This is a genomic window from Saccharopolyspora kobensis (assembly GCF_900108315.1).
Taxonomy (GTDB): domain Bacteria; phylum Actinomycetota; class Actinomycetes; order Mycobacteriales; family Pseudonocardiaceae; genus Saccharopolyspora; species Saccharopolyspora kobensis.
The window spans coordinates 41,352-61,489 of record NZ_FNVB01000008.1 but is presented as its reverse complement, the minus strand read 5'-3'; the positions used below and the strand labels follow the sequence as shown (position 1 = coordinate 61,489).

Here is a 20,138-nt window from a genome sequence, read left to right as displayed (position 1 = left end):
CCGCGCCCTGCCGCCCGCGTCTTGGCGTCCGCGCCGTGCTACTCGCGTCCTGAAACCCTGGGGCCTGAGACCCCAGACCCCACCGGGCCACGGCTCACCCAACCCCGAACCTCTGCAACTTCAATTGAAATCTCACGTCTGATTTCAATTGAAGTTGCGGTTCAACGGCGTGTTGCCCCACGACACACCGACGGTTGTGGACAACCTCCTGCAATTTCAATGGAAGTTGGACGTCTGATTTCAATTGAAATTGCGCAGGTTCCGGCGCAACCACCCACCGCGGTGAGCCCGGTCGCGGTCAGCTCCGCGCGACTGCCTGGTACCACCAGTCGTGCACGTCGGCGGCGACGCCGGGCGCCGCCACCAGCAGTCCGTCCAGCGGTAGCGGTTTCGGTTCGCCGCGGCGGTCCAGGACGGTCGCCCCGGCTTCGGTCGCCAGCGCGAGCGCCCCTGCGACGTCCCACTCCTCGTAGGAATCCAGCACCGCGGCCACCGCGTGCCCGAGCGCGACCTGCGTGATCGCCAGCGCCGGGGAACCCAGCAGGCGGACGCCGACCTGCGCGCCGGTGGCGTTGGTGATGAACCGGTCCATGCCCCGCCACGGACCCGTCCTGGTCAGCTCGGTGCACACGATCCCGCCGCGGGTTTCGCGCTGTTCGCTCAACCGCACCGGACTTCCGTTCGCCCGCATGCCGCGGCCGCGGGCGGCGGCGTAGATCTGCGTGCGGTAGGGATCGGCGACCACCCCGACCACCGGGCCGTGCTCGTCGAGCATGGCCAGGCTGTAGGTGCACCAGGGAAGCCCGGCGACGTAGTTCGCGGTGCCGTCGACCGGGTCGACCGACCAGCGGAACTTGGCCGTCCCGGCGCGGGCCGCCCAGTGCTCGGCGACGGTGGTCGGCGCCGCGTCGAACTCCTCGCCGAACACCGGGATGCCGGGGAACTCGTCGGCCAGCACCCGCCGGGTGTGCCGCTCCAGGGTGCGGCCGGTGTCGGTGACCCAGTCGAACGGGGACTCGGTCGGGGCGGGCTGCGCCCCGCGCCCCGCGGTCGCGATGATCACGTCCGCGGCGTCGTTGGCGAGTCGACCGGCGACTTCGAACGCTCGCGAGACCAGCGCCGGGTCGCTCTGCGCCGGCGGGGTAGGCAGGACCGTCATGCCGCCCCAGGTTCCGTGCGGCGAGTGACCGGCGCGCAACGCTCAGGTGACAGCTGGTGGAGAGGCAGATCACGATTGCGCGCTGCAACCGTCTCCTCCGGGGAGGCCGGTTCTCCCGGTGGCGGGAAACGACATCTTCGGTTGCCGTTGGCGGTGCCGTCACATTGCGGTCGACTGCTCGCCGACCCGGAGCGCGACGGTGATGCGCGTGCGCATAGCGATCGTGACCGAGAGCTTCCTGCCGCAGATCAACGGGGTGACGAATTCGGTGCTGCGAGTGCTGGAGCACTTGCGGCGCCGGGGAGATTCGGCGCTCGTCATCGCGCCCGGCGCCGGCCCGGACGAGTACGCGGGTTTCCCGGTGATCCGGCTGCCCGCGGTGGACCTGCCGGTGGTGTCGTCGTTGCCGATCGGCTTTCCGACGCGGCGATTGCTGCGCGGCTTGCAGGGATTCCGGCCGGATGTCGTGCACCTGGCGTCGCCGTTCGTCGTCGGGGCGCGGGGTCTGGCGGCGGCTCGGCGGCTGGGCGTGCCGACGGTCGCGGTGTACCAGACCGATGTCGCGGGTTTCGCCGCGTCCTACGGGCTTGGCCTGACCGCGCGAGCGGCGTGGCGGTGGATCCGGCGCCTGCACGGCGCGGCCGATCGGACGCTGGCGCCGTCGACCTGGGCGGTGGAAACGCTTAAGCAGCACGGGATTCCGCGCGTGCACCGCTGGGGCCGGGGCGTGGACACGGCGCGTTTCTCACCGCAGCAGCGGGATCCGGGCTGGCGGCGCGAGTTCGCCGCGGACGGTGAGCTGCTGGTCGGCTACGTCGGCAGGCTCGCCCCGGAGAAGCGCATCGAGCGGTTGGCGGCGCTGGGCGGGATGCCGGGCGTGCGGGTGGTCGTGGTGGGCGATGGCCCGGACCGCGAGCGGCTGGCCGACGCGGTGCCGAACGCGGTGTTCCTCGGCCAGCGCACCGGCGACGAGCTGGCGCGGATCTACGCCAGCCTCGACGTGTTCGTGCACACCGGCCCGCACGAGACGTTCTGCCAGGCGGTCCAGGAGGCGATGGCCTCGGGCGTTCCGGTGGTGGCCCCGGACGCGGGTGGCCCGCGCGACCTGGTCGACCACGGCCGCACCGGCTACCTGCTGCCCGCCCACGACGCCGACGTCCACGCGGAGGCGCTGCGCGCCGCGGTCGAGTCCCTGCGCGATGCCGATCTGCGCGGGCGGTTCGGCGCGGCTGCGCGCGAGGCGGTCGCGGGGCGGACCTGGCCGGCGCTGTGCCAGCAGCTGATCGGGCACTACGACGCGGTCGCCTCGGGCGAGCAACCGCTGGCCGCGTGACGCCGGCGGCGGGTCGGCCACGTACGCTGCGGGTGTGTCTCGGGCAGGTTTGGACAAGGACCCTCGCGAAGTCGCCGCGATGTTCGACGGTGTCGCGCGCCGGTACGACCTGACCAACACCGTGCTGTCCTTCGGCCAGGACCGCCGGTGGCGGGAGGTCACCAGGCGGGCGCTGTCGCCCAAGCGCGACGAGCGCGTGCTCGACCTGGCGGCGGGCAGCGGTGTGTCGACCGAGGAGTTCTCCCGGTCCGGCGCCTGGTGCGTGGCCGCGGACTTCTCGCTGGGCATGCTCTCGGTCGGTCGGCACCGCGGCGTGCCGATGGTCGCCGCGGACGCGCTGCGGCTACCCTTCGCGGACGAGTCCTTCGACGCGGTGACGATCTCCTTCGGCCTGCGCAACCTCGTGGACACCGCGGCCGGGCTGCGGGAGATGCAGCGCGTGGTGCGCCCGGGCGGCCGGCTGGTGGTGTGCGAGTTCTCCACACCGACCTGGCAGCCGTTCCGCACGATCTACCTGAACTACCTGATGCGCGCGCTGCCGCCGATCGCCCGCGCGGTCTCGTCGAACCCGGACGCCTACGTCTACCTGGCGGAGTCGATCCGCGAGTGGCCGGACCAGCGTGCCCTGGCGGAGCTGATCGCCGAGTCCGGCTGGACGGACGTCGCCTGGCGGAACCTGACCAGCGGAGTCGTGGCGATCCACCGCGCGGTGAAGCCCTCCTGAGCCGTCGGACACGCCGAAACTTCAATGGAAATCACGCCCACGACTTCCATTGAAATTGCCCGGTCACCCGACGCGCCACCGGCGTGTCGGACGCCGACACACCGACGGTCCGCAATTTCAATTGAAATTGCACATGAGATTTCAATTGAAATTTGACGTTCGATTTCAATTGAAATTGCGTGGGGTCGTGCGCGGGAGCGTGGGGTGCGTTCCGGGGTATCGGGTGCCGGTTTGGTCAGAGCCAGGTGGTTTCCGGGGGTAGCGGGGTTTCGGCGCGGTGGGTGATCGCCGTGATGAAGGCCTTCGAGGCCGCCGCCAGCGGGCGGTGCGGGTTGCGGACCACCGCGATGCGGCGGCTGGTCTCCGGCTCGGTCAGGGCTCGGTGCTCCAGGCCGGCGAACCGGACCAGCGGCAGCACCAGGCCCGGCACCACCGCCACGCCGAGGCCCGCCGCGACCAGGCCCGCGACCGTGGTGATGTTGCTGGACTCCAGCACCACGTCCGGGCGGATCTTCGCCGCGCCGAAGGCGCGTTCGGCGTGCTGGCGGATGCTGCTGCTCGGGTCGAAGGCGATGTGCGGCTCGCCCGCCAGGTTCGACCAGGTGAGGCCGCGCTGCGCGGCGAACCGGTGCCGCGGCGGGAAGACGCAGCAGAACCGGTCGGTGGCGATCGGCTTGACGTGCAGGTCCGGCAGCGGCTCGGCGACCACCGTGAGCGCCAGGTCCACGATCCCGGCGCGGACCTGCTGCAGCACCTCGTCCGACATCGCGTCCGAAATGGACAGTTCCACGTCCGGGTGCGTCGCGCGGTAGGCGGACACCACCGGCGGCAGCAGGATCGCGGCCAGCGACGGCAGCGCCGCGATGCGCACCCGCCCGCGGCTCCCGGCGAGGAATCCCTGGAAGTGGTTGATCCCGGCGTCGAACGACTCGACGACCTGCCGCGCGACCCGGCAGAACTCGCGGCCCTCCGGCGTGCTCGTCAGGTTGCGGGTGGTGCGCTCGAACAGCGCGATGCCCAGCCGCCGCTCGACCTCGCGGACCGTTCGGCTCATCGACGACTGGGCCAGGTGGAGGCGTTCGGCGGCGAGCGTGAAGCTGCCCGCGTCGTGCACGGCCAGCACCAGCCGGAGCTGCTGCATCGTCAGGTCCATGCTCACGGGGCATGAATCTATCACTAACTATTGCTTGACCCGCATGGGCGATGCGGATCACAGTTCCTCCGTTCGAGTTCGGAGGTGCGCATGCTCGCCGTGAGCGGATTCCTCACCGTCGGGGTCTTCCTGGCGCTGGTGCTGTCCCGCCGGGTCTCGGTGCTGTTCGCGCTCACCCTGGTGCCGATCGCGGCCGCGCTGGTGAGCGGGTTCGGCGCCGGGCTGGGCGGGATGATCGCCGACGGCCTGGTCACCGTCGCCCCGGTGGCCATCATGATCACCTTCGCGGTGCTCTACTTCAGCCTGATGGTCGACACCGGGCTGTTCGACCCGGCCGTCGCCCGGATCCTGCGCTGGGCGGGCGGCGACCCGATGAAGATCACCGTGGGCACCGCGCTGCTGACCCTGCTGGTCGCGCTCGACGGCGACGGCGCCTCCACGTTCCTGATCACCGTTTCCGCGCTGCTGCCGATCTACCAGCGGCTCGGCATGCGCCGGGTGGTGCTGGCCGGGGTGGTCTGCCTGGCGGCGGGCGTGATGAACATGGTGCCGTGGGGCGGCCCGACGGCCCGCGCGATGGCCGCGCTGCACCTGGACAGCGGCCAGCTGTTCCTCCCGGTCCTGCCCGCGATGCTGGCGGGCGTCCTGTGGGTGCTGGTGGCGGCGTACTTGATCGGCCGCGGCGAGCGCAAGCGGCTCGGCGTGGTCGAGCTCGACGTCGCCGAGCGGCCCCGGCTCACCGGCGCCGACCGGGTGCGGTTCTGGATCAACGCGCTGCTCACGGTGGTGCTGGTGGGCTGCCTGCTGGCGCAGCTCGCCGACCTGGAGGTGCTGTTCCTGCTGGCCTTCCTGGTGGCGCTGCTGATCAACCGGCCGAGCTGGGCGGCGCAGCAGGAGCTGCTCACCAAGCACGCCTACAACGTGGTGCTGGTGGTCGCGGTGATCTTCGCGGCGGGCGTGTTCACCGGCATCCTCACCGGCACCGGGATGATCGGCGCGATGGCCGAGGGCCTGGTCTCGGTGATCCCGGACTCGGCGGCGGGCCTGCTGCCGGTGGGCACGGCCATCGCGAGCATGCCGCTGAGCCTGGTGTTCACCCCGGACGCCTTCTACTACGGGATCGTCCCGGTGCTGGCCGAGACGAGCGCGGCGCTCGGCGGCGACCCGGCGGCCATCGGCCGGGCGGCGATCCTCGGCCAGATGACCACCGGTTTCCCGCTCAGCCCGCTGACCGCTTCGACGTTCATCCTGCTCGGGATGAGCGGGGTGGACCTCGGCGAGCACCAGCGGTTCGCCTTCAAGTGGGCGTTCGGCACGACGCTGGTGATGACGGCGGTCGCTCTGCTGACGGGGGTGCTGTGATGCGGATCGGCAGCGGAGCCGGGTTCGCCGGCGACCGGATCGAGCCCGCGGTGCAGCTGGCGGCGCGCGGCGAGCTGGACGACCTGGTGCTGGAGTGCCTGGCGGAGCGCACCATCGCGCTCGGCCAGCAGCGCCGCCTCCGCGACCCGGCGCTGGGCCACGACCCGCGGTTGCGCGCCCGCTTCCGCCCGTTGCTGCCGGTCGCCATCGGCAACGGCGTCCGCGTGGTGACCAACATGGGCGCGGCGAACCCCATCGCGGCGGGCGAGACCACCCGCGACCTGCTGGTGGAATCCGGGCTGCGCGGGCGCATCGCGGTGGTCACCGGCGACGACGTGCTGGACCGGCTGGACCTGCGCGCACCCGCGCTGGAGGACGGCATCGCGCTGGCCGCTCACGGCGAGGTCGTCTCGGCCAACGCCTACCTCGGCGCCGATGCGCTGCTGCCCGCCCTGGACACCGGCGCGGACGTGGTGCTGACCGGCCGGGTCGCCGATCCCTCGCTGTTCCTGGCTCCGATGGCGCACCGGCTCGGCTGGGACCTCGACGACTGGCAGCGGATGGCGGCCGGAACGCTCGTCGGCCACGTCCTGGAGTGCGCCGGGCAGGTCACCGGCGGCTACTTCGCCGATCCCGGCGCGAAGGAGGTGCCGGACCTGGCGGACCTCGGGTTCCCCCATGCCGCAGTGGAACCCGGCGGAACCGCGGTCATCGGCAAGCTCCCGGGCACCGGAGGGCTGGTCTCCACCGCGACCGTGCGCGAGCAGCTGCTCTACGAGGTGACCGACCCGGCGGGCTACCGCACGCCCGACGTGGTGCTGGACTTCCGCGAGGTGCGCGCGGAGCAGGTCGCGGCGGACCGGGTCCGGATCAGCGGCGCGATCGGCAGGCCGCGGCCAGCGGAGCTGAAGGTCAGCGTCGGCTACCGCGCCGGGCACCGCGCGGAGTGCGGGATCTCCTACGCCGGGCCGAACGCCGACCGCCGAGCCCGCCTGGCGGCCGACGTCGTCACCACCCGGCTGCGCGGCACCGGCCTGCGCATCCGCGCCGACGTCCTCGGGAGAGCCGACGAGTGCCGGCTGCGGGTCGCCGCGCTGGCCCCGGACCCGGAGCTCGCCGACCTGGTGTGCCACGAGGTCGAATCGCTCTACACCAACGGACCGGCCGGTGGCGGCGGCGTCCGCACCGACGTCCGCGAGGTGATCGGGATCGTCTCGACGCTGATCCCCCGCTCCGAGGTGGAAACCCGCGTGACCGTGCTGGAGGCCGACGGTGCTGCTGCATGACATCGCCCACTGCCGGGCCGGGGACAAGGGCGACACCTCGACGCTGTCGCTGTTCCCGCACCGCGACGAGGACTACGACCTGCTGGTCCGCGAGGTGACGGCCGACCGCGTGCGCGAGCACCTGGCGGTCCGCGGCGAGGTCCGCCGCTGGGAGCTCCCGAACCTCCGAGCCCTCCAGTTCACCTGCCACCGAGCGCTCGAAGGCGGCGTGACGACCTCCCTGGCCCTGGACACCCACGGCAAGACCCTCAGCTCCCGCTTGCTCGCGATGCCGATCCGCGAATAGCTGCCGAAGCTGGCTTTGACCAGCGCGAACGGGCAGCCGTGAGCTCCACGGGGGAGATCACCGCAGCGGCGGCAGCGCGGCCGAACGGTGCCGAGGTGCTGGAGGTCTTCGGGCGGCGGGGTGCGCCGGGAGCGGCCAACGACGCTCCGGCGACGGGACCGGGACCCCTCCTGAACCAGCTGGAGAAGTGGTCCGGTCGGGGTCGTCCGATCGGTCCAGGGCTGGTTCTAGCTGGGGCGATGGTCACTCGGGTGGCGTAGCCGCAGGGGTCGATCGCGGCCTTTGTCCGGCATAAACTCGGAAGTTAGTGAACTCGTTCACAAGCGGGTTCCCGGTGCGGTCCGCCGGGAGGGGGCGGTCGCACCGCGCACTGCACTAGCTCAAGGAGTGTCATGACCAGCGCCACCAGCCGCCGTCGACCGGACGACGACGCGGAGGTGATCGTCGTCGGGGCCGGGCCTGCCGGATCGACGGCGGCGACGTACCTGGCCAGGGCCGGCCTGGACGTCCTGCTTCTGGAGAAGAGCGTCTTCCCGCGGGAGAAGGTCTGCGGCGACGGCATCACCCCGCGCGGCGTCAAGCAGCTCATCGACCTCGGCATCGACACCCGGGAGGAAGCGGGCTGGCTGCACAACCGCGGCCTGCGGGTGGTCGGTGGCGGGGTCGAGGTCGAGCTGGACTGGCCGAGCCTGGCCAGCTTCCCGCCGTACGGCGTGGTGCGGCCGCGCAACGACTTCGACGACCTGCTCGCGCGCAACGCGCAGCGGGCCGGCGCCCGGCTGGTCCAGCAGACCACGGTGACCGGCGCGGTCACCGACGAGCGGACCGGCCGGATCACCGGGGTGACCGCCAAGACCGGGCCGGAGCGCACGCCGGTCACCTACCGGGCGCCGCTGGTGGTGGCCTGCGACGGCGTCTCCGCGCGGCTGGCGCTGTCGGTCGGCATCGAGAAGCGCGAGGACCGCCCGATGGGCGTTGCCGTGCGGCGCTACTACACCAGCCCGCGCACCAAGGACGACTTCCTGGAATCGCACCTGGAGCTGTGGGACCGCTCGGACCCGGCCAAGCCCACGCTGCTGCCGGGCTACGGCTGGATCTTCCCGATGGGCGACGGGACGGTGAACGTCGGGCTGGGCATCCTGTCCACCTCCAAGGCCTACGGCAAGACCGACTACCGGCAGCTGCTGCGCTCCTGGCTGGACGGCACGCCGGAGGAGTGGGGCTTCCGTGAGGAGAACGCGACCGGGCGGATCGGCGGCGCCGCGCTGCCGATGGGCTTCAACCGGACGCCGCACTACCGCAACGGCTTGCTGCTCGTCGGCGACGCGGGCGGGATGGTCAACCCGTTCAACGGCGAGGGCATCGCCTACGCGATGGAATCCGCGGCGCTGGCCGCCGAGTGCGTGGTGCACGCGCTGGCCCGCCCGGACGGGTTCTCCCGGGAGCAGGCGCTGCGCCGGTACCCGGTGGCGGTGCAGCAGGCGCTGGGCGGCTACTTCCGGATGGGCAACATCTTCAGCAAGTTGATTGGCAATCCGGTGGTCATGCGCACCGCTACGAAGCATGGTCTACCGAGGACCGTGCTGATGCGTTTCGTGTTGAAACTGTTGGCAAATCTCTACGACGAGAAGGGCGGGGACGTGATGGACCGTGTGATCAGCACCACTACTCGTCTCACCCCTAGCGCCTGATGGCGCGAGTCTGGTCAGATGTGCTCGCAAGTGTGCGAGACATCATAAAGTTAGGTTCGCCTCACTACGGAGACGACACACCCGACCGCATAGAGTGTGGCCCGACCTCTGAGACGTGACGTGCGTCTCGGCGGGGGCCGACGATGTGCCCCGCGGAAGCGGGGAAGATCCGGAGGGCAGGGGAATGCTCGATCCCTACATCCCGCTCGTGCTGTTGCTGGCGCTCGCGTTCGCGTTCGCGCTGTTCTCGGTCACGATCGCTCCGCTCGTCGGCCCCCGCCGCTACAACAAGGCGAAGCTCGACGCCTACGAGTGCGGCATCGAGCCCTCGCCGCAGCCGGTGATCGGCGGCGGCCGGATGCCGGTCTCGTACTACCTGACCGCGATGATGTTCATCCTCTTCGACATCGAGATGGTCTTTCTCTACCCCTACGCGGTGACCGCGGACGCGCTCGGGCTCTGGGGCGCGGGAGCCGTGGTGCTGTTCATCCTCACGTTCGGATTCGCCGACCTCTACGTGTGGCGGCGAGGTGGCTTCGACTGGAACTGACCGGGCGGTCACGAGCACGGTCAGCGTCGATTGTGGAAGGGAGTGCCGCGGATGGGAATCGAAGCGCAGTTGCCCAACGGCATCCTGTTGGCCAACGTGGAAAAGCTCGTCAACTGGACGCGGAAGACCTCGATGTGGCCCGCGACGTTCGGGTTGGCCTGCTGCGCCATCGAGATGATGACGGTCGGCGGTTCCCGCTACGACATCGCGCGGTTCGGCATGGAGCGGTTCTCCGCCACGCCGCGGCAGGCCGATCTGATGATCGTGGCCGGCCGGGTCACCAACAAGATGGCGCCGGTGCTGCGGCAGATCTACGACCAGATGCCGGAACCGCGCTGGGTGCTGGCGATGGGCGTGTGCGCCTCCAGCGGCGGCATGTTCAACAACTACGCCGTGGTGCAGGGCGTGGACCACGTGGTGCCGGTGGACATGTACCTGCCGGGCTGCCCGCCGCGCCCGGAGATGCTCCTGGACGCGATCCTCAAGCTGCACGCCAAGATCATGGACGAGCCGATCAACGCCAAGCGCGCGCAGCTGAAGCTGGAGAGCGGCGAGCGCACCCCGATGATCCCGTCCTCCGAGCGGTACGCGCCGAAGAACGAGGCGCAGCGCCGACGCGTGGCGCGCAAGCAGGTGGCGCAGCGCCAGGAGATGGGTTCCGATCCGTCGTTGGGGGCGTTCGCGGATTCACCGCAGCGGCCCCGCGAGCTCAAAGCGGGCAGGTGAGTTCGGTTGGCTGACAACGAATCCGAGCAGCGCTGGGCGGTCGAACCGGCCCGGCCGCAGTCCGGCCCGGTGGCCGGTCGCGCGCGGCAGGGCATGTTCGGCGTGCGCGGCACGGGAGACACCTCGGGTTACGGCGGGCTGCGCCTGCCCGCCTACGTGCCGCCCGCCGCGGAGCGCCCGTACGGCGGCTGGTTCGACGAGGTGGCCGACGCGCTGCTGGCCGCGCTGGGCGAGCGCGGGCTGCCCGCCGACACCGTGCAGCAGGTGACGGTCGACCGCGGCGAGATCACCTTCTACGTGCGCACCGACCAGCTGCTGGAGGTCTGCCGCGCGCTGCGCGACGACCCGGCGCTGCGCTTCGAGCTGTGCAGCTCGGTCTCCGGCGTGGACTACGGGCCGGAGGTGCCGCAGCGGCTGCACTCGGTCTGCCACCTGACGTCGATGACCTACCGGCGCCGGATCCGCGTCGAGGTCGCGGTGGACGTCGAGGACCCGCACGTGCCGTCGGTCGTCGAGGTGTACCCGACCGCGGACTTCCAGGAGCGCGAGGCCTGGGACATGTTCGGGATCGTCTACGACGGGCACCCGGCGCTCACCCGGATCCTGATGCCGGACGACTGGGACGGCCACCCGCAGCGCAAGGACTACCCGCTGGGCGGCATCCCCGTCGAGTACAAGGGCGCCGAGATCCCGCCACCGGATCAGCGCAGGGCGTACTCATGACGGCTGGGGTGCGCGAGTCTTCCGCGATTTCAATGGAAATTGGACCTTCGATTTCCATTGAAATCGAACGCCTGATTTCAATGGAAATTGCGTTCCCGGCGGGTGGTCGCACCGGGGAGAGGTGTTGGAGATGAGTACCGAATCACTGGCCGGCACCGGTTTCGGCGATCCCGAAGCGGCCGAGGCTCGGGAGACGACCGAGGGCCGGGTCTACACCGTCACCGGTGGCGACTGGGACGAGTTCATCGACGAGACCGCCGGTGAGGAGCGGGTCGTCATCAACCTCGGCCCGCAGCACCCGTCGACGCACGGCGTGCTCCGGCTGGTGCTGGAGCTCGAGGGCGAGACCGTCACCAAGGCCCGCTCGGTGATCGGCTACCTGCACACCGGCATCGAGAAGAACACCGAGTACCGCACCTGGACCCAGGGCGTCACGTTCGTGACGCGGATGGACTACCTGGCGCCGCTGCACAACGAGGCCGCCTACTGCCTGGGCGTGGAGAAGCTGCTCGGCATCGAGGCGCCGCCGCGGGCCCAGACGTTCCGCGTGATGCTCATGGAGCTCAACCGGATCTCCTCGCACCTGGTGTTCCTGGCGACCGGTGCGATGGAGCTCGGCGCCACCACCGGCATGACCTTCGGCTTCCGCGAGCGCGAAGAGGTCCTGCACCTGCTGGAGTTCCTGACCGGGCTGCGGATGAACCACGCGTTCATCCGGCCGGGCGGCACCGCGCAGGACCTGCCGGAGGGCTGGCAGCAGAAGGTGAAGTCGTTCATCGAGGTGATGGACTCCCGGCTGCCCGCCTACGACAAGCTGTTCACCGGCCAGCCGATCTGGAAGCAGCGCCTCAAGGACGTCGGCTACCTGCCGCTGGACGGCGCGCTGCAGCTCGGCGTCACCGGTCCGCTGCTGCGCTCCGCCGGCCTGGCCTGGGACCTGCGCAAGATCGAGCCGTACTGCGGTTACCAGGACTACGAGTTCGAGGTGCCGACCAGCACCGACGCCGACTGCTACGCCCGGTACCTGCTGCGGCTGGAGGAGATCCACCAGTCGCTGAAGATCATCCGGCAGTGCGTGGACAAGATGGAGCCCGGCTCGCACATGGTCGAGGACGCGAAGATCGCGTGGCCGTCGAAGCTGAGCATCGGGCCGGACGGCATGGGCAACTCGCTGGAGCACGTCCGCAAGATCATGGGTCAGTCGATGGAATCGCTGATCCACCACTTCAAGCTGGTGACCGAGGGCTTCGACGTGCCGCCCGGGCAGGTGTACTCGCCGGTCGAGTCGCCGCGCGGCGAGCTGGGCGTGCACCTGGTCTCCGACGGCGGCACCCGGCCGATGCGGGTGCACGTCCGGGAACCCAGCTTCGTGAACCTGCAGGCGATGCCCGCGATGTGCGAAGGCGGACTGGTGGCCGACGTGATCGCGGCGGTCGCCTCCATCGACCCGGTGATGGGCGGGGTGGATCGATGACCGAGCAGTTCCAGTTCACCACCACCGACGACGCGGCCGAGGCCGCCGACACGTCGGTGTTCGACGAGCAGACGCGCTCCGAGGCGCAGCAGATCATCGCGCGCTACCCGGAGCCCCGGTCGGCGCTGCTGCCGATGCTGCACCTCGTGCAGTCGGTGCAGGGGCACGTCAGCCCGGCGGGGATCCAGTTCTGCGCCGACCAGCTGGCGCTGACCACCGCCGAGGTCAGCGCGGTCGCCACCTTCTACACCATGTACAAGCGCAAGCCGTGCGGCCAGCACCTGGTGAGCGTGTGCACCAACACGCTGTGCGCGGCGCTGGGCGGCGACGCGATCTACAAGACGCTCGGCGAGCACCTGGGCGTCGGGCACGACGAGACCGCGGGCACTCCCGGCGAGGAGGGCTCGATCACCCTCGAGCACGCCGAGTGCCTGGCGGCCTGCGACCTGGCGCCGGTGCTGCAGGTGAACTACGAGTACTTCGACAACCAGACGCCGGAGCAGGCGCTGGAACTGGTGAAGGCGTTGCAGCGCGGGGAGAAACCGGCGCCGACGCGCGGTCCGGCGCTGTCCGACTTCCGCGGTGCGGAGCGCCAGCTGGCCGGCTTCTTCGACGACCTGGAATCCACTGTGGCCGGTCCGTCGGCGGCGGTCGAGACGCTGCGCGGCGCGCAGCTGGCCCACGAGCGCGGCTGGACCGCGCCCAGCATGCCCGACGACGTGGAACTGCCGCCGGTGCCGGAGAAGAAGTGAGGGTGCAATGACGCGACCAAGCATCAGCCCGGTGACGCCGGTCCTGACCAAGCGGTGGCTCTCGCCGAACTCCTGGACCCTGCGCACCTACGAGCAGCTGGAGGGCTACACCGCGCTGCGCAAGGCGCTGGCGGGCACGCCCGACCAGCTCGTCGAACTGGTCAAGTCGGCGGGCCTGCGCGGCCGCGGCGGCGCCGGGTTCCCGGCGGGCGTGAAGTGGAGCTTCATGCCCAAGGAACCCACCAAGCCGCACTACCTGGTGATCAACGCCGACGAGGGCGAACCGGGTACCTGCAAGGACATCCCGCTGATGATGGCCGACCCGCACTCGCTGATCGAGGGCTGCATCATCGCCAGCTACGCGATGCGCGCCAACCACTGCATGATCTACGTGCGCGGTGAGGCGCTGCACCCGATCCGGCGGCTGAACAACGCGGTCCGCGAGGCCTACCAGGCCGGCTACCTGGGCAAGGACATCCTGGGCTCCGGGTTCGACCTGGACATCGTGGTGCACGCGGGTGCGGGCGCCTACATCTGCGGCGAGGAGACGGCGCTGCTGGACTCGCTGGAGGGCAAGCGCGGGCAGCCGCGGCTCAAGCCGCCGTTCCCGGCGGCCGCGGGCCTCTACGCCTGCCCGACCACGGTGAACAACGTCGAGACGATCGCCACCGTGCCCTACATCGTCAACGGCGGCGCCGACTGGTTCCGCACCATGGGCGGCGAGAAGTCGCCGGGCCCGAAGATCTACTCGATCTCCGGGCACGTGGAGAAGCCGGGCCAGTACGAGGCCCCGCTGGGCACCACGCTGCGGGAACTGCTGGAGCTGGCGGGCGGCATGAAGGACGGCATCCCGCTGAAGTTCTGGACGCCGGGCGGCTCGTCGACGCCGATGTTCACCGCCGAGCACCTGGACGTGCCGCTGGACTTCGAGGGCGCGGCCGAGGCCGGTTCGATGCTGGGCACCACCGCGGTGATGGTGTTCAACGAGACGGTGTCGGTGCCGTGGGCCGTGATGAAGTGGACGCAGTTCTACGAGCACGAGTCCTGCGGCAAGTGCACGCCCTGCCGCGAGGGCACTTACTGGCTGGCGCAGGTGCTGGAGCGGATGGTCGAGGGACACGGCACCCAGGAGGACATCGACACCCTCCTGGACATCTGCGACAACATCTTCGGCCGCTCGTTCTGCGCGCTCGGCGACGGCGCGGTGAGCCCGATCGTCAGCGGCATCAAGTACTTCCGCGAGGAGTTCCTCGCGCTGTGTCGACAAAACACGGGTGGAATGAAGAATCCCGGCGAGCCGGAACTGGTAGGAGCGGCCCGATGACGGTGGCACCAGAATCAGAAGCCCGCCCGGTGCCGGAGGGCTACGTCCGCCTGACCATCGACGGGATCGAGGTCGAGGCGCCCAAGGGCGAGCTGCTGATCCGCACCGCGGAGCGGATGGGCATCACCATCCCGCGCTTCTGCGACCACCCGCTGCTGGACCCCGCCGGGGCCTGCAGGCAGTGCTTGGTCGAGGTCGAGATGGGCGGCAGGCCGATGCCCAAGCCGCAGGCGTCCTGCACGATGACCGTCGCCGACGGCATGGTGGTCAAGACGCAGCAGACCTCGCCGGTGGCGGACAAGGCGCAGCAGGGCGTGATGGAGCTGCTGCTGATCAACCACCCGCTGGACTGCCCGATCTGCGACAAGGGCGGCGAGTGCCCGCTGCAGAACCAGGCGCTCAAGCACGGCCGGGCCGAATCCCGGTTCCGGGACACCAAGCGGACCTTCGCCAAGCCGGTGCCGATCTCCTCGCAGGTGCTGCTGGACCGCGAGCGCTGCGTGCTGTGCCAGCGCTGCACCCGGTTCTCCAAGCAGATCGCCGGCGACCCGTTCATCGAGCTGCTGGAGCGCGGCGCGCTGCAGCAGATCGGCACCGGTGAGCAGCAGCCGTTCCAGAGCTACTTCTCCGGCAACACGATCCAGATCTGCCCGGTCGGCGCGCTGACCAGCGCGGCCTACCGGTTCCGGTCCCGGCCGTTCGACCTGGTGTCCACGCCGGGCCAGTGCGAGCACTGCGCCTCGGGCTGCGAGATCCGCAACGACTGGCGGCGCGGCAAGGTGACGCGGCGGCTGGCCGGGGACGACCCGGAGGTCAACGAGGAGTGGATCTGCGACAAGGGCCGGTTCGCGTTCCGCTACGCCACCGCCGGTGACCGCATCACCCGCCCGCTGATCCGGGAGAACGGCCAGCTCCGCGAGGCGTCCTGGACCGAGGCCCTGCAGACCGCGGCCAAGGGCCTCGCCGAGGCCCGCGACGCGGGCGGGGTCGGCGTGCTGCCGGGCGGTCGGCTGACCGTCGAGGACGCCTACTCGTACTCGAAGTTCGCGCGGATCGCTTTGCGCACCAACGACATCGACTTCCGCGCGCGACCGCACTCCGACGAGGAGCTGCGGTTCCTGGAGTCCGCGGTGGTCGGAGTGACGCCGGGGACCGGTGTCACCTACCGGGACCTGGAGTCCGCGCCCGCGGTGCTGTGCGTGACCTTCGAACCGGAGGATGAGTCGCCGATCGTCTTCCTGCAGCTGCGCAAGGCGGCCCGCCAGGGGAAGACGAAGGTGTTCCACCTCGGCCCGCGCACCTCGCCGGGCGTGGAGAAGACCACGGTCATCGTGCACAACGGCGGCCCGGTCCGGACCGGCGAGCTGGTGCCGTGCACGCCGGGCGGGGAGGCCGCCGCGCTGCGGTCGCTGCCGTCCGAAGTGGAGGAATCGCTCCGGCAGCCGGGCGCGGTGCTGGTCGTCGGCGAACGCGCGGCGGAGGTTCCCGGGCTGTACTCCGAGATCCTGCGCGCCGCGCAGCGCACCGGCGCCCGGGTCGCCTGGATCCCCCGCCGGGCGGGGGAGCGCGGTGCGATCGAGGCGGGTGCGCTGCCGACGCTGCTGCCCGGTGGCCGGCCGGTCGCCGACGCCGCGGCCCGCGCCGAGATCGAGCAGACCTGGGGCGTGGGCTCCGGGGCGCTGCCCGCGGCCGTCGGCCGCGACCTCACCGGCATCCTCGCCGCGACCGCGGCCGGAGAGCTCTCCGGGCTGGTCGTCGGCGGTGTCGACCCGAACGACCTGCCCGATCCGGCGCTGGCCGAGCAGGCCCTGCGCCGCGCGGACTTCGTGGTCAGCCTGGAGCTGCGGGCCAGCGCGGTCACCGAGCACGCCGACGTGGTGCTGCCCATCGCGCCGAGCGCGGAGAAGTCCGGCAGCTACCTGAACTGGGAAGGCCGCCGCCGCGAGTTCCGCACCACCATCGAGGGCACCGGGGCGCTGCCGGACTGCCGGGTCCTGGACACCCTCGCGGTGGAGATGGACGCCGACCTGTTCACCCAGACCCCGGCCGCGGCGGCCGCCGAGCTCGACCGCATCGGCCCGAACATCGGCGAGCGGCTGCCCGGCCCGGACGAGCCGGCCGCCACCGCGCCGGTCCCGGGCCCGGGCCAGGCGGTGCTCGCGACCTGGCGGCAGCTGCTGGACAACGGCTCGCTGCAGGCCGAGGAACCGAACCTGGCGGGCACCGCGCGCCGCACCGTCGCCGTGCTCTCGCCGCGCACCGCGCAGCGCATCGAGCTCGGCCAGGCCCAGCGCATCGAGGTGCGCACCGCCAAGGGCTCGATCGTGCTGCCGGTGGAGCTGGCCGAGATGCCCGACGACGTGGTGTGGCTGCCGACCGACTCCGGCACCTCGCGGGTGCACCGCGCGCTCGGCGCCGGGCACGGGTCGCTCGTCGACATCACCGCCACCACGCCGATGTCCCCCGCGGCCACCAACGGCCACGGCACCACCCACCTCGACGGGGGGAGAGCATGACCACAACCGCGGAACTGCTCGCCGACGACCCGATCTGGCTGATCCTGCTGAAGGTCGTGGTGATCTTCGCCTTCCTGGTCGTCATGACGCTGCTGACGATCTGGGCGGAGCGCCGGGTGATCGGCCGGATGCAGAACCGGCCGGGCCCGAACCGGGCAGGCCCGTTCGGCATCCTGCAGTCGCTGGCCGACGGTCTGAAGCTGGCGTTCAAGGAGGACATCCGGCCGGTCCTGGCCGACAAGTGGGTGTACTTCCTGGCCCCGGTGATCTCGGCGACGCCCGCGCTGGTGGCGTTCTCGGTGATCCCGATCGGCCCCGAGGTCACCATCTTCGGCGAGCGGACCGCGCTGCAGCTGGTCGACCTGCCGGTCGGCCTGCTGGTGGTGCTGGCCTGCGCGTCCGTCGGCGTGTACGGCATCGTGCTGGCCGGCTGGGCCTCCGGGTCGCCGTACCCGCTGCTCGGCTCGCTGCGCTCGGCGGCGCAGGTGATCTCCTACGAGATCGCGATGGGCCTGTCGTTCGTCGCGGTGATCATGTACGCGGGCACGATGTCCACCGCGGGCATCGTCGAAGCCCAGGCCAACGGCTGGTTCTTCCTGCTGCTGCCGTTCAGCTTCGTGGTCTACGTGATCGCGATGGTCGGTGAGACCAACCGCGCCCCGTTCGACCTCCCGGAGGCCGAGTCGGAGCTGGTCGGCGGGTTCCACACCGAGTACTCCTCGCTGAAGTTCGCGCTGTTCTTCCTCGCCGAGTACATCAACATGGTCACCGTCTCGGCGCTGGCGACCACGCTGTTCCTCGGCGGCTGGCACGCGCCGTGGCCGCTGTCGCTGATCGGCGACGGGGTGCTCAACACCGGCTGGTGGCCGGCGCTGTGGTTCCTCGGCAAGACCCTCGCGTTCCTGTTCTTCTTCATCTGGCTGCGCGGCACCCTGCCCCGCCTGCGCTACGACCAGTTCATGAACCTGGGCTGGAAGATCCTGGTCCCGGCGAGCCTGGTGTGGATCATCGCGGTGGTGGTGATCCGCGCGGTGCGCAACGACGACGCGGTGACCACCCAGCAGTTCCTCATCGGTGGCGGCGTGGTGATCGCGGTGCTGCTGGTGGCCACGTTCCTGATCCCGGACCGCCGTCCGGCCAAGGACACCGACGAAGTGCCGCTGGCGGGCAGCGGTTACCCGATTCCGCCGCTGGACCTGCAGGTCCCCCAGGCCCCGCCGCGCCCGGTGCGCACCGGTGCCGCGGGTGAGGTCGGGCGCGCGGACGGCGAGGAGGCGCCTGATGGGAATGTTTGATCCGATCAAGGGCTTCGGCGTCACCTTCTCGACGATGTTCAAGAAGGTCGTCACCGAGGAGTACCCGGAGGTCAAGAAGGTCCCGGCGCCGCGGTTCCACGGCCGCCACCAGCTCAACCGGCACCCGGACGGGCTGGAGAAGTGCGTGGGCTGCGAGCTGTGCGCCTGGGCGTGCCCGGCCGACGCGATCTTCGTGGAGGGCGGGGACAACACCGAGGAAGCGCGCTACTCGCCCGGCGAGCGCTACGGCAAGGACTACCAGATCAACTACCTGCGGTGCATCGGCTGCGGGTTGTGCATCGAGGCGTGCCCGACGCGGGCGCTGACGATGACCAACGAGTACGAGACCGCCGACGACAACCGCCAGGACCTGATCTACACCAAGGAGGACATGCTGGCCCCGCTGCTGGCCGGCATGGAGCAGCCGCCGCACCCGATGCGGCTCGGCGAGGACGAGCAGGACTACTACGTGCGCGGTCCCGAGCTCGCCCGCGGCGTGTCCGCTGAGGAGAAGTCCGGGCACGAGGAGGCCGGGAGATGACCCTCGCAACCGCGCAAGTGCTGGCCCAGGGCGCCGCCGTCGGCGCCGGCGAGACCGCTGCCTTCTGGGTCCTGGGCCCGTTGGCGCTGGTCGGCGCGCTGGGCATGGTGTTCGCGCGCAACGCGGTGCACTCCGCGCTGTTCCTGGTGCTGACGATGCTGTGCCTCGGCGTGCTCTACATGGCGCAGAGCGCGCAGTTCCTCGGGTTCACCCAGATCATCGTCTACACCGGCGCGATCATGATGCTGTTCCTGTTCGTGCTGATGATGGTCGGCCGCGATTCCTCGGACTCGGTGGTCGAAGTGCTGCGCGGGCAGCGGCTGTGGGCCGGGCTCGGCGGCATCGGGCTGGCCACGCTGCTGGTGACCGGACTGGCTCGGGCGCTCACCGACGTCCCGGTCGCCGCCCCGCTGAACCCGTGGAACCCGCAGGGCGGTGGCGCGGGCGGCCTCGGCCGGCTGATCTTCACCGACTACCTGTTCCCGTTCGAGCTCACCTCGGCGCTGCTTATCACCGCCTGCATCGGCGCGATGGTGCTGGCCTACGGCGGCAAGGGCCGCGGCCCGAAGCTGAGCCAGAAGGAGCGGGCCAACGCCCGCTTCCGCAGCTCCCGCCCGTCGCCGCTGCCCGGCCCCGGCGTGTACGCCACCACCAACTCGGTGGCCGTGCCCGCGCTGCTGCCGGACGGTTCGGTGGCACCGGAATCGCTGTCCGAGCTGCTGGAGAACCTGCCCGCCGACCGGCTCGGCGAGGACCGCCGGGCGGTCGCGGGCGAGACGGCCGCACCCGACCCGCACGCGCTGACCGCCGGGCACCACGAGGAATCGCCCGAGGTGCCGGAGCAGGCGCCGCGCGCGGACGGCAACGGGTCGAACAACAACAACGGCCACGAGACCGAGCACGTCCCCTCCGAGGAGGTCCGGCAGTGACCCCCACCTACTACCTGCTGCTCTCGGCGCTGCTGTTCACCATCGGCGCGGTCGGGGTTCTGGTGCGGCGCAACGCCATCGTGGTGTTCATGTGCATCGAGCTGATGCTCAACGCGGTCAACCTGACCCTGGTGACCTTCGCCCGCATCGAGGGATCGGTGCACGGGCAGGTCATGGCCTTCTTCGTGATGGTGGTCGCGGCGGCCGAGGTGGTGGTCGGCCTGGCCATCATCATGTCGATCTTCCGGACGCGTCGCTCGGCCTCGGTCGATGACGCCAACCTGCTGAAGTACTGAGAGGGCGCGTGGTGACGG

The 20,138-nt window shown here is 70.8% G+C and carries 19 protein-coding genes; 17 read left to right on the top strand and 2 right to left on the bottom strand.

All coding sequences use genetic code 11. The features are described from left to right. Window positions 1-298: 298 nt before the first annotated feature. Window positions 299-1,159 (bottom strand): inositol monophosphatase family protein, encoded by an 861-nt coding sequence (locus tag C4T78_RS25340; RefSeq protein ID WP_093353989.1) that lies wholly within the window; start codon window positions 1,157-1,159, stop codon window positions 299-301. A 208-nt stretch (window positions 1,160-1,367) separates the two neighbouring features. Between C4T78_RS25340 and C4T78_RS25335 the strand changes: the two genes are divergently transcribed. Both C4T78_RS25335 and C4T78_RS25330 read left to right on the top strand, forming a co-directional pair. Further along, window positions 1,368-2,492 (top strand): glycosyltransferase family 4 protein, encoded by a 1,125-nt coding sequence (locus tag C4T78_RS25335; RefSeq protein ID WP_218161617.1) that lies wholly within the window; start codon window positions 1,368-1,370, stop codon window positions 2,490-2,492. Between the two features lie 34 nt (window positions 2,493-2,526). After that, window positions 2,527-3,216, top strand: a complete 690-nt coding sequence (locus C4T78_RS25330; protein WP_093353986.1) for a demethylmenaquinone methyltransferase — start codon at window positions 2,527-2,529, stop codon at window positions 3,214-3,216. A gap of 235 nt (window positions 3,217-3,451) precedes the next feature. Here the strand turns inward: C4T78_RS25330 and C4T78_RS25325 are convergent, their stop codons facing one another. Beyond that, complete coding sequence (locus C4T78_RS25325) at window positions 3,452-4,369, bottom strand: LysR family transcriptional regulator (protein ID WP_235863635.1); 918 nt, start codon at window positions 4,367-4,369, stop codon at window positions 3,452-3,454. Between the two features lie 90 nt (window positions 4,370-4,459). Between C4T78_RS25325 and C4T78_RS25320 the strand changes: the two genes are divergently transcribed. From C4T78_RS25320 to nuoK, 15 genes are all read left to right on the top strand, one after another. Beyond that, window positions 4,460-5,731, top strand: coding sequence for a CitMHS family transporter (locus tag C4T78_RS25320; RefSeq protein ID WP_093353981.1), 1,272 nt, complete (start codon window positions 4,460-4,462; stop codon window positions 5,729-5,731). After that, window positions 5,731-7,017, top strand: coding sequence for an acyclic terpene utilization AtuA family protein (locus C4T78_RS25315; RefSeq protein ID WP_093353979.1), 1,287 nt, complete (start codon window positions 5,731-5,733; stop codon window positions 7,015-7,017). Before C4T78_RS25320 ends, C4T78_RS25315 begins: the two co-directional genes overlap by 1 nt. Further along, window positions 7,004-7,303 (top strand): AtuA-related protein, encoded by a 300-nt coding sequence (locus tag C4T78_RS25310; RefSeq protein ID WP_093353976.1) that lies wholly within the window; start codon window positions 7,004-7,006, stop codon window positions 7,301-7,303. Before C4T78_RS25315 ends, C4T78_RS25310 begins: the two co-directional genes overlap by 14 nt. A gap of 392 nt (window positions 7,304-7,695) precedes the next feature. Continuing rightward, entirely contained in the window at window positions 7,696-8,994 is a 1,299-nt protein-coding gene (locus tag C4T78_RS25305) for a geranylgeranyl reductase family protein (protein WP_093353974.1), read from the top strand. Window positions 8,995-9,178: 184 nt separating this feature from the next. Next, window positions 9,179-9,544, top strand: coding sequence for an NADH-quinone oxidoreductase subunit A (locus tag C4T78_RS25300; protein WP_093155338.1), 366 nt, complete (start codon window positions 9,179-9,181; stop codon window positions 9,542-9,544). Window positions 9,545-9,595: 51 nt separating this feature from the next. Then, the gene (locus C4T78_RS25295; protein WP_093353972.1) at window positions 9,596-10,270 is read left to right on the top strand and encodes a NuoB/complex I 20 kDa subunit family protein; all 675 of its coding nucleotides are present in this window, start codon (window positions 9,596-9,598) and stop codon (window positions 10,268-10,270) included. 6 nt (window positions 10,271-10,276) lie between these two features. Next, entirely contained in the window at window positions 10,277-10,993 is a 717-nt protein-coding gene (locus C4T78_RS25290; protein ID WP_093353969.1) for an NADH-quinone oxidoreductase subunit C, read from the top strand. A gap of 130 nt (window positions 10,994-11,123) precedes the next feature. Further along, window positions 11,124-12,467, top strand: coding sequence for an NADH-quinone oxidoreductase subunit D (locus C4T78_RS25285; protein ID WP_093353967.1), 1,344 nt, complete (start codon window positions 11,124-11,126; stop codon window positions 12,465-12,467). Then, window positions 12,464-13,219 carry an NADH-quinone oxidoreductase subunit NuoE gene (nuoE, locus tag C4T78_RS25280; RefSeq protein WP_093353964.1) on the top strand — a complete coding sequence of 252 codons (756 nt, stop codon included), beginning with the start codon at window positions 12,464-12,466 and terminating at the stop codon, window positions 13,217-13,219. The genes C4T78_RS25285 and nuoE overlap by 4 nt, the downstream gene beginning before the upstream one ends. 7 nt (window positions 13,220-13,226) lie before the next feature. Further along, window positions 13,227-14,543: an NADH-quinone oxidoreductase subunit NuoF gene (nuoF, locus tag C4T78_RS25275; protein WP_093353962.1), complete on the top strand. Its 1,317-nt coding sequence runs from the start codon at window positions 13,227-13,229 to the stop codon at window positions 14,541-14,543. Further along, complete coding sequence (locus C4T78_RS25270) at window positions 14,540-17,059, top strand: NADH-quinone oxidoreductase subunit G (protein WP_093353959.1); 2,520 nt, start codon at window positions 14,540-14,542, stop codon at window positions 17,057-17,059. The genes nuoF and C4T78_RS25270 overlap by 4 nt, the downstream gene beginning before the upstream one ends. Further along, complete coding sequence (nuoH, locus tag C4T78_RS25265) at window positions 17,056-18,354, top strand: NADH-quinone oxidoreductase subunit NuoH (RefSeq protein ID WP_093353957.1); 1,299 nt, start codon at window positions 17,056-17,058, stop codon at window positions 18,352-18,354. The genes C4T78_RS25270 and nuoH overlap by 4 nt, the downstream gene beginning before the upstream one ends. Continuing rightward, entirely contained in the window at window positions 18,341-18,895 is a 555-nt protein-coding gene (nuoI, locus tag C4T78_RS25260; RefSeq protein ID WP_093353954.1) for an NADH-quinone oxidoreductase subunit NuoI, read from the top strand. Before nuoH ends, nuoI begins: the two co-directional genes overlap by 14 nt. Beyond that, window positions 18,892-19,824, top strand: a complete 933-nt coding sequence (locus C4T78_RS25255; RefSeq protein WP_093353952.1) for an NADH-quinone oxidoreductase subunit J — start codon at window positions 18,892-18,894, stop codon at window positions 19,822-19,824. The genes nuoI and C4T78_RS25255 overlap by 4 nt, the downstream gene beginning before the upstream one ends. After that, the gene (nuoK, locus tag C4T78_RS25250; RefSeq protein ID WP_093155324.1) at window positions 19,821-20,120 is read left to right on the top strand and encodes an NADH-quinone oxidoreductase subunit NuoK; all 300 of its coding nucleotides are present in this window, start codon (window positions 19,821-19,823) and stop codon (window positions 20,118-20,120) included. Before C4T78_RS25255 ends, nuoK begins: the two co-directional genes overlap by 4 nt. The last annotated feature ends 18 nt before the right edge of the window (window positions 20,121-20,138 follow it).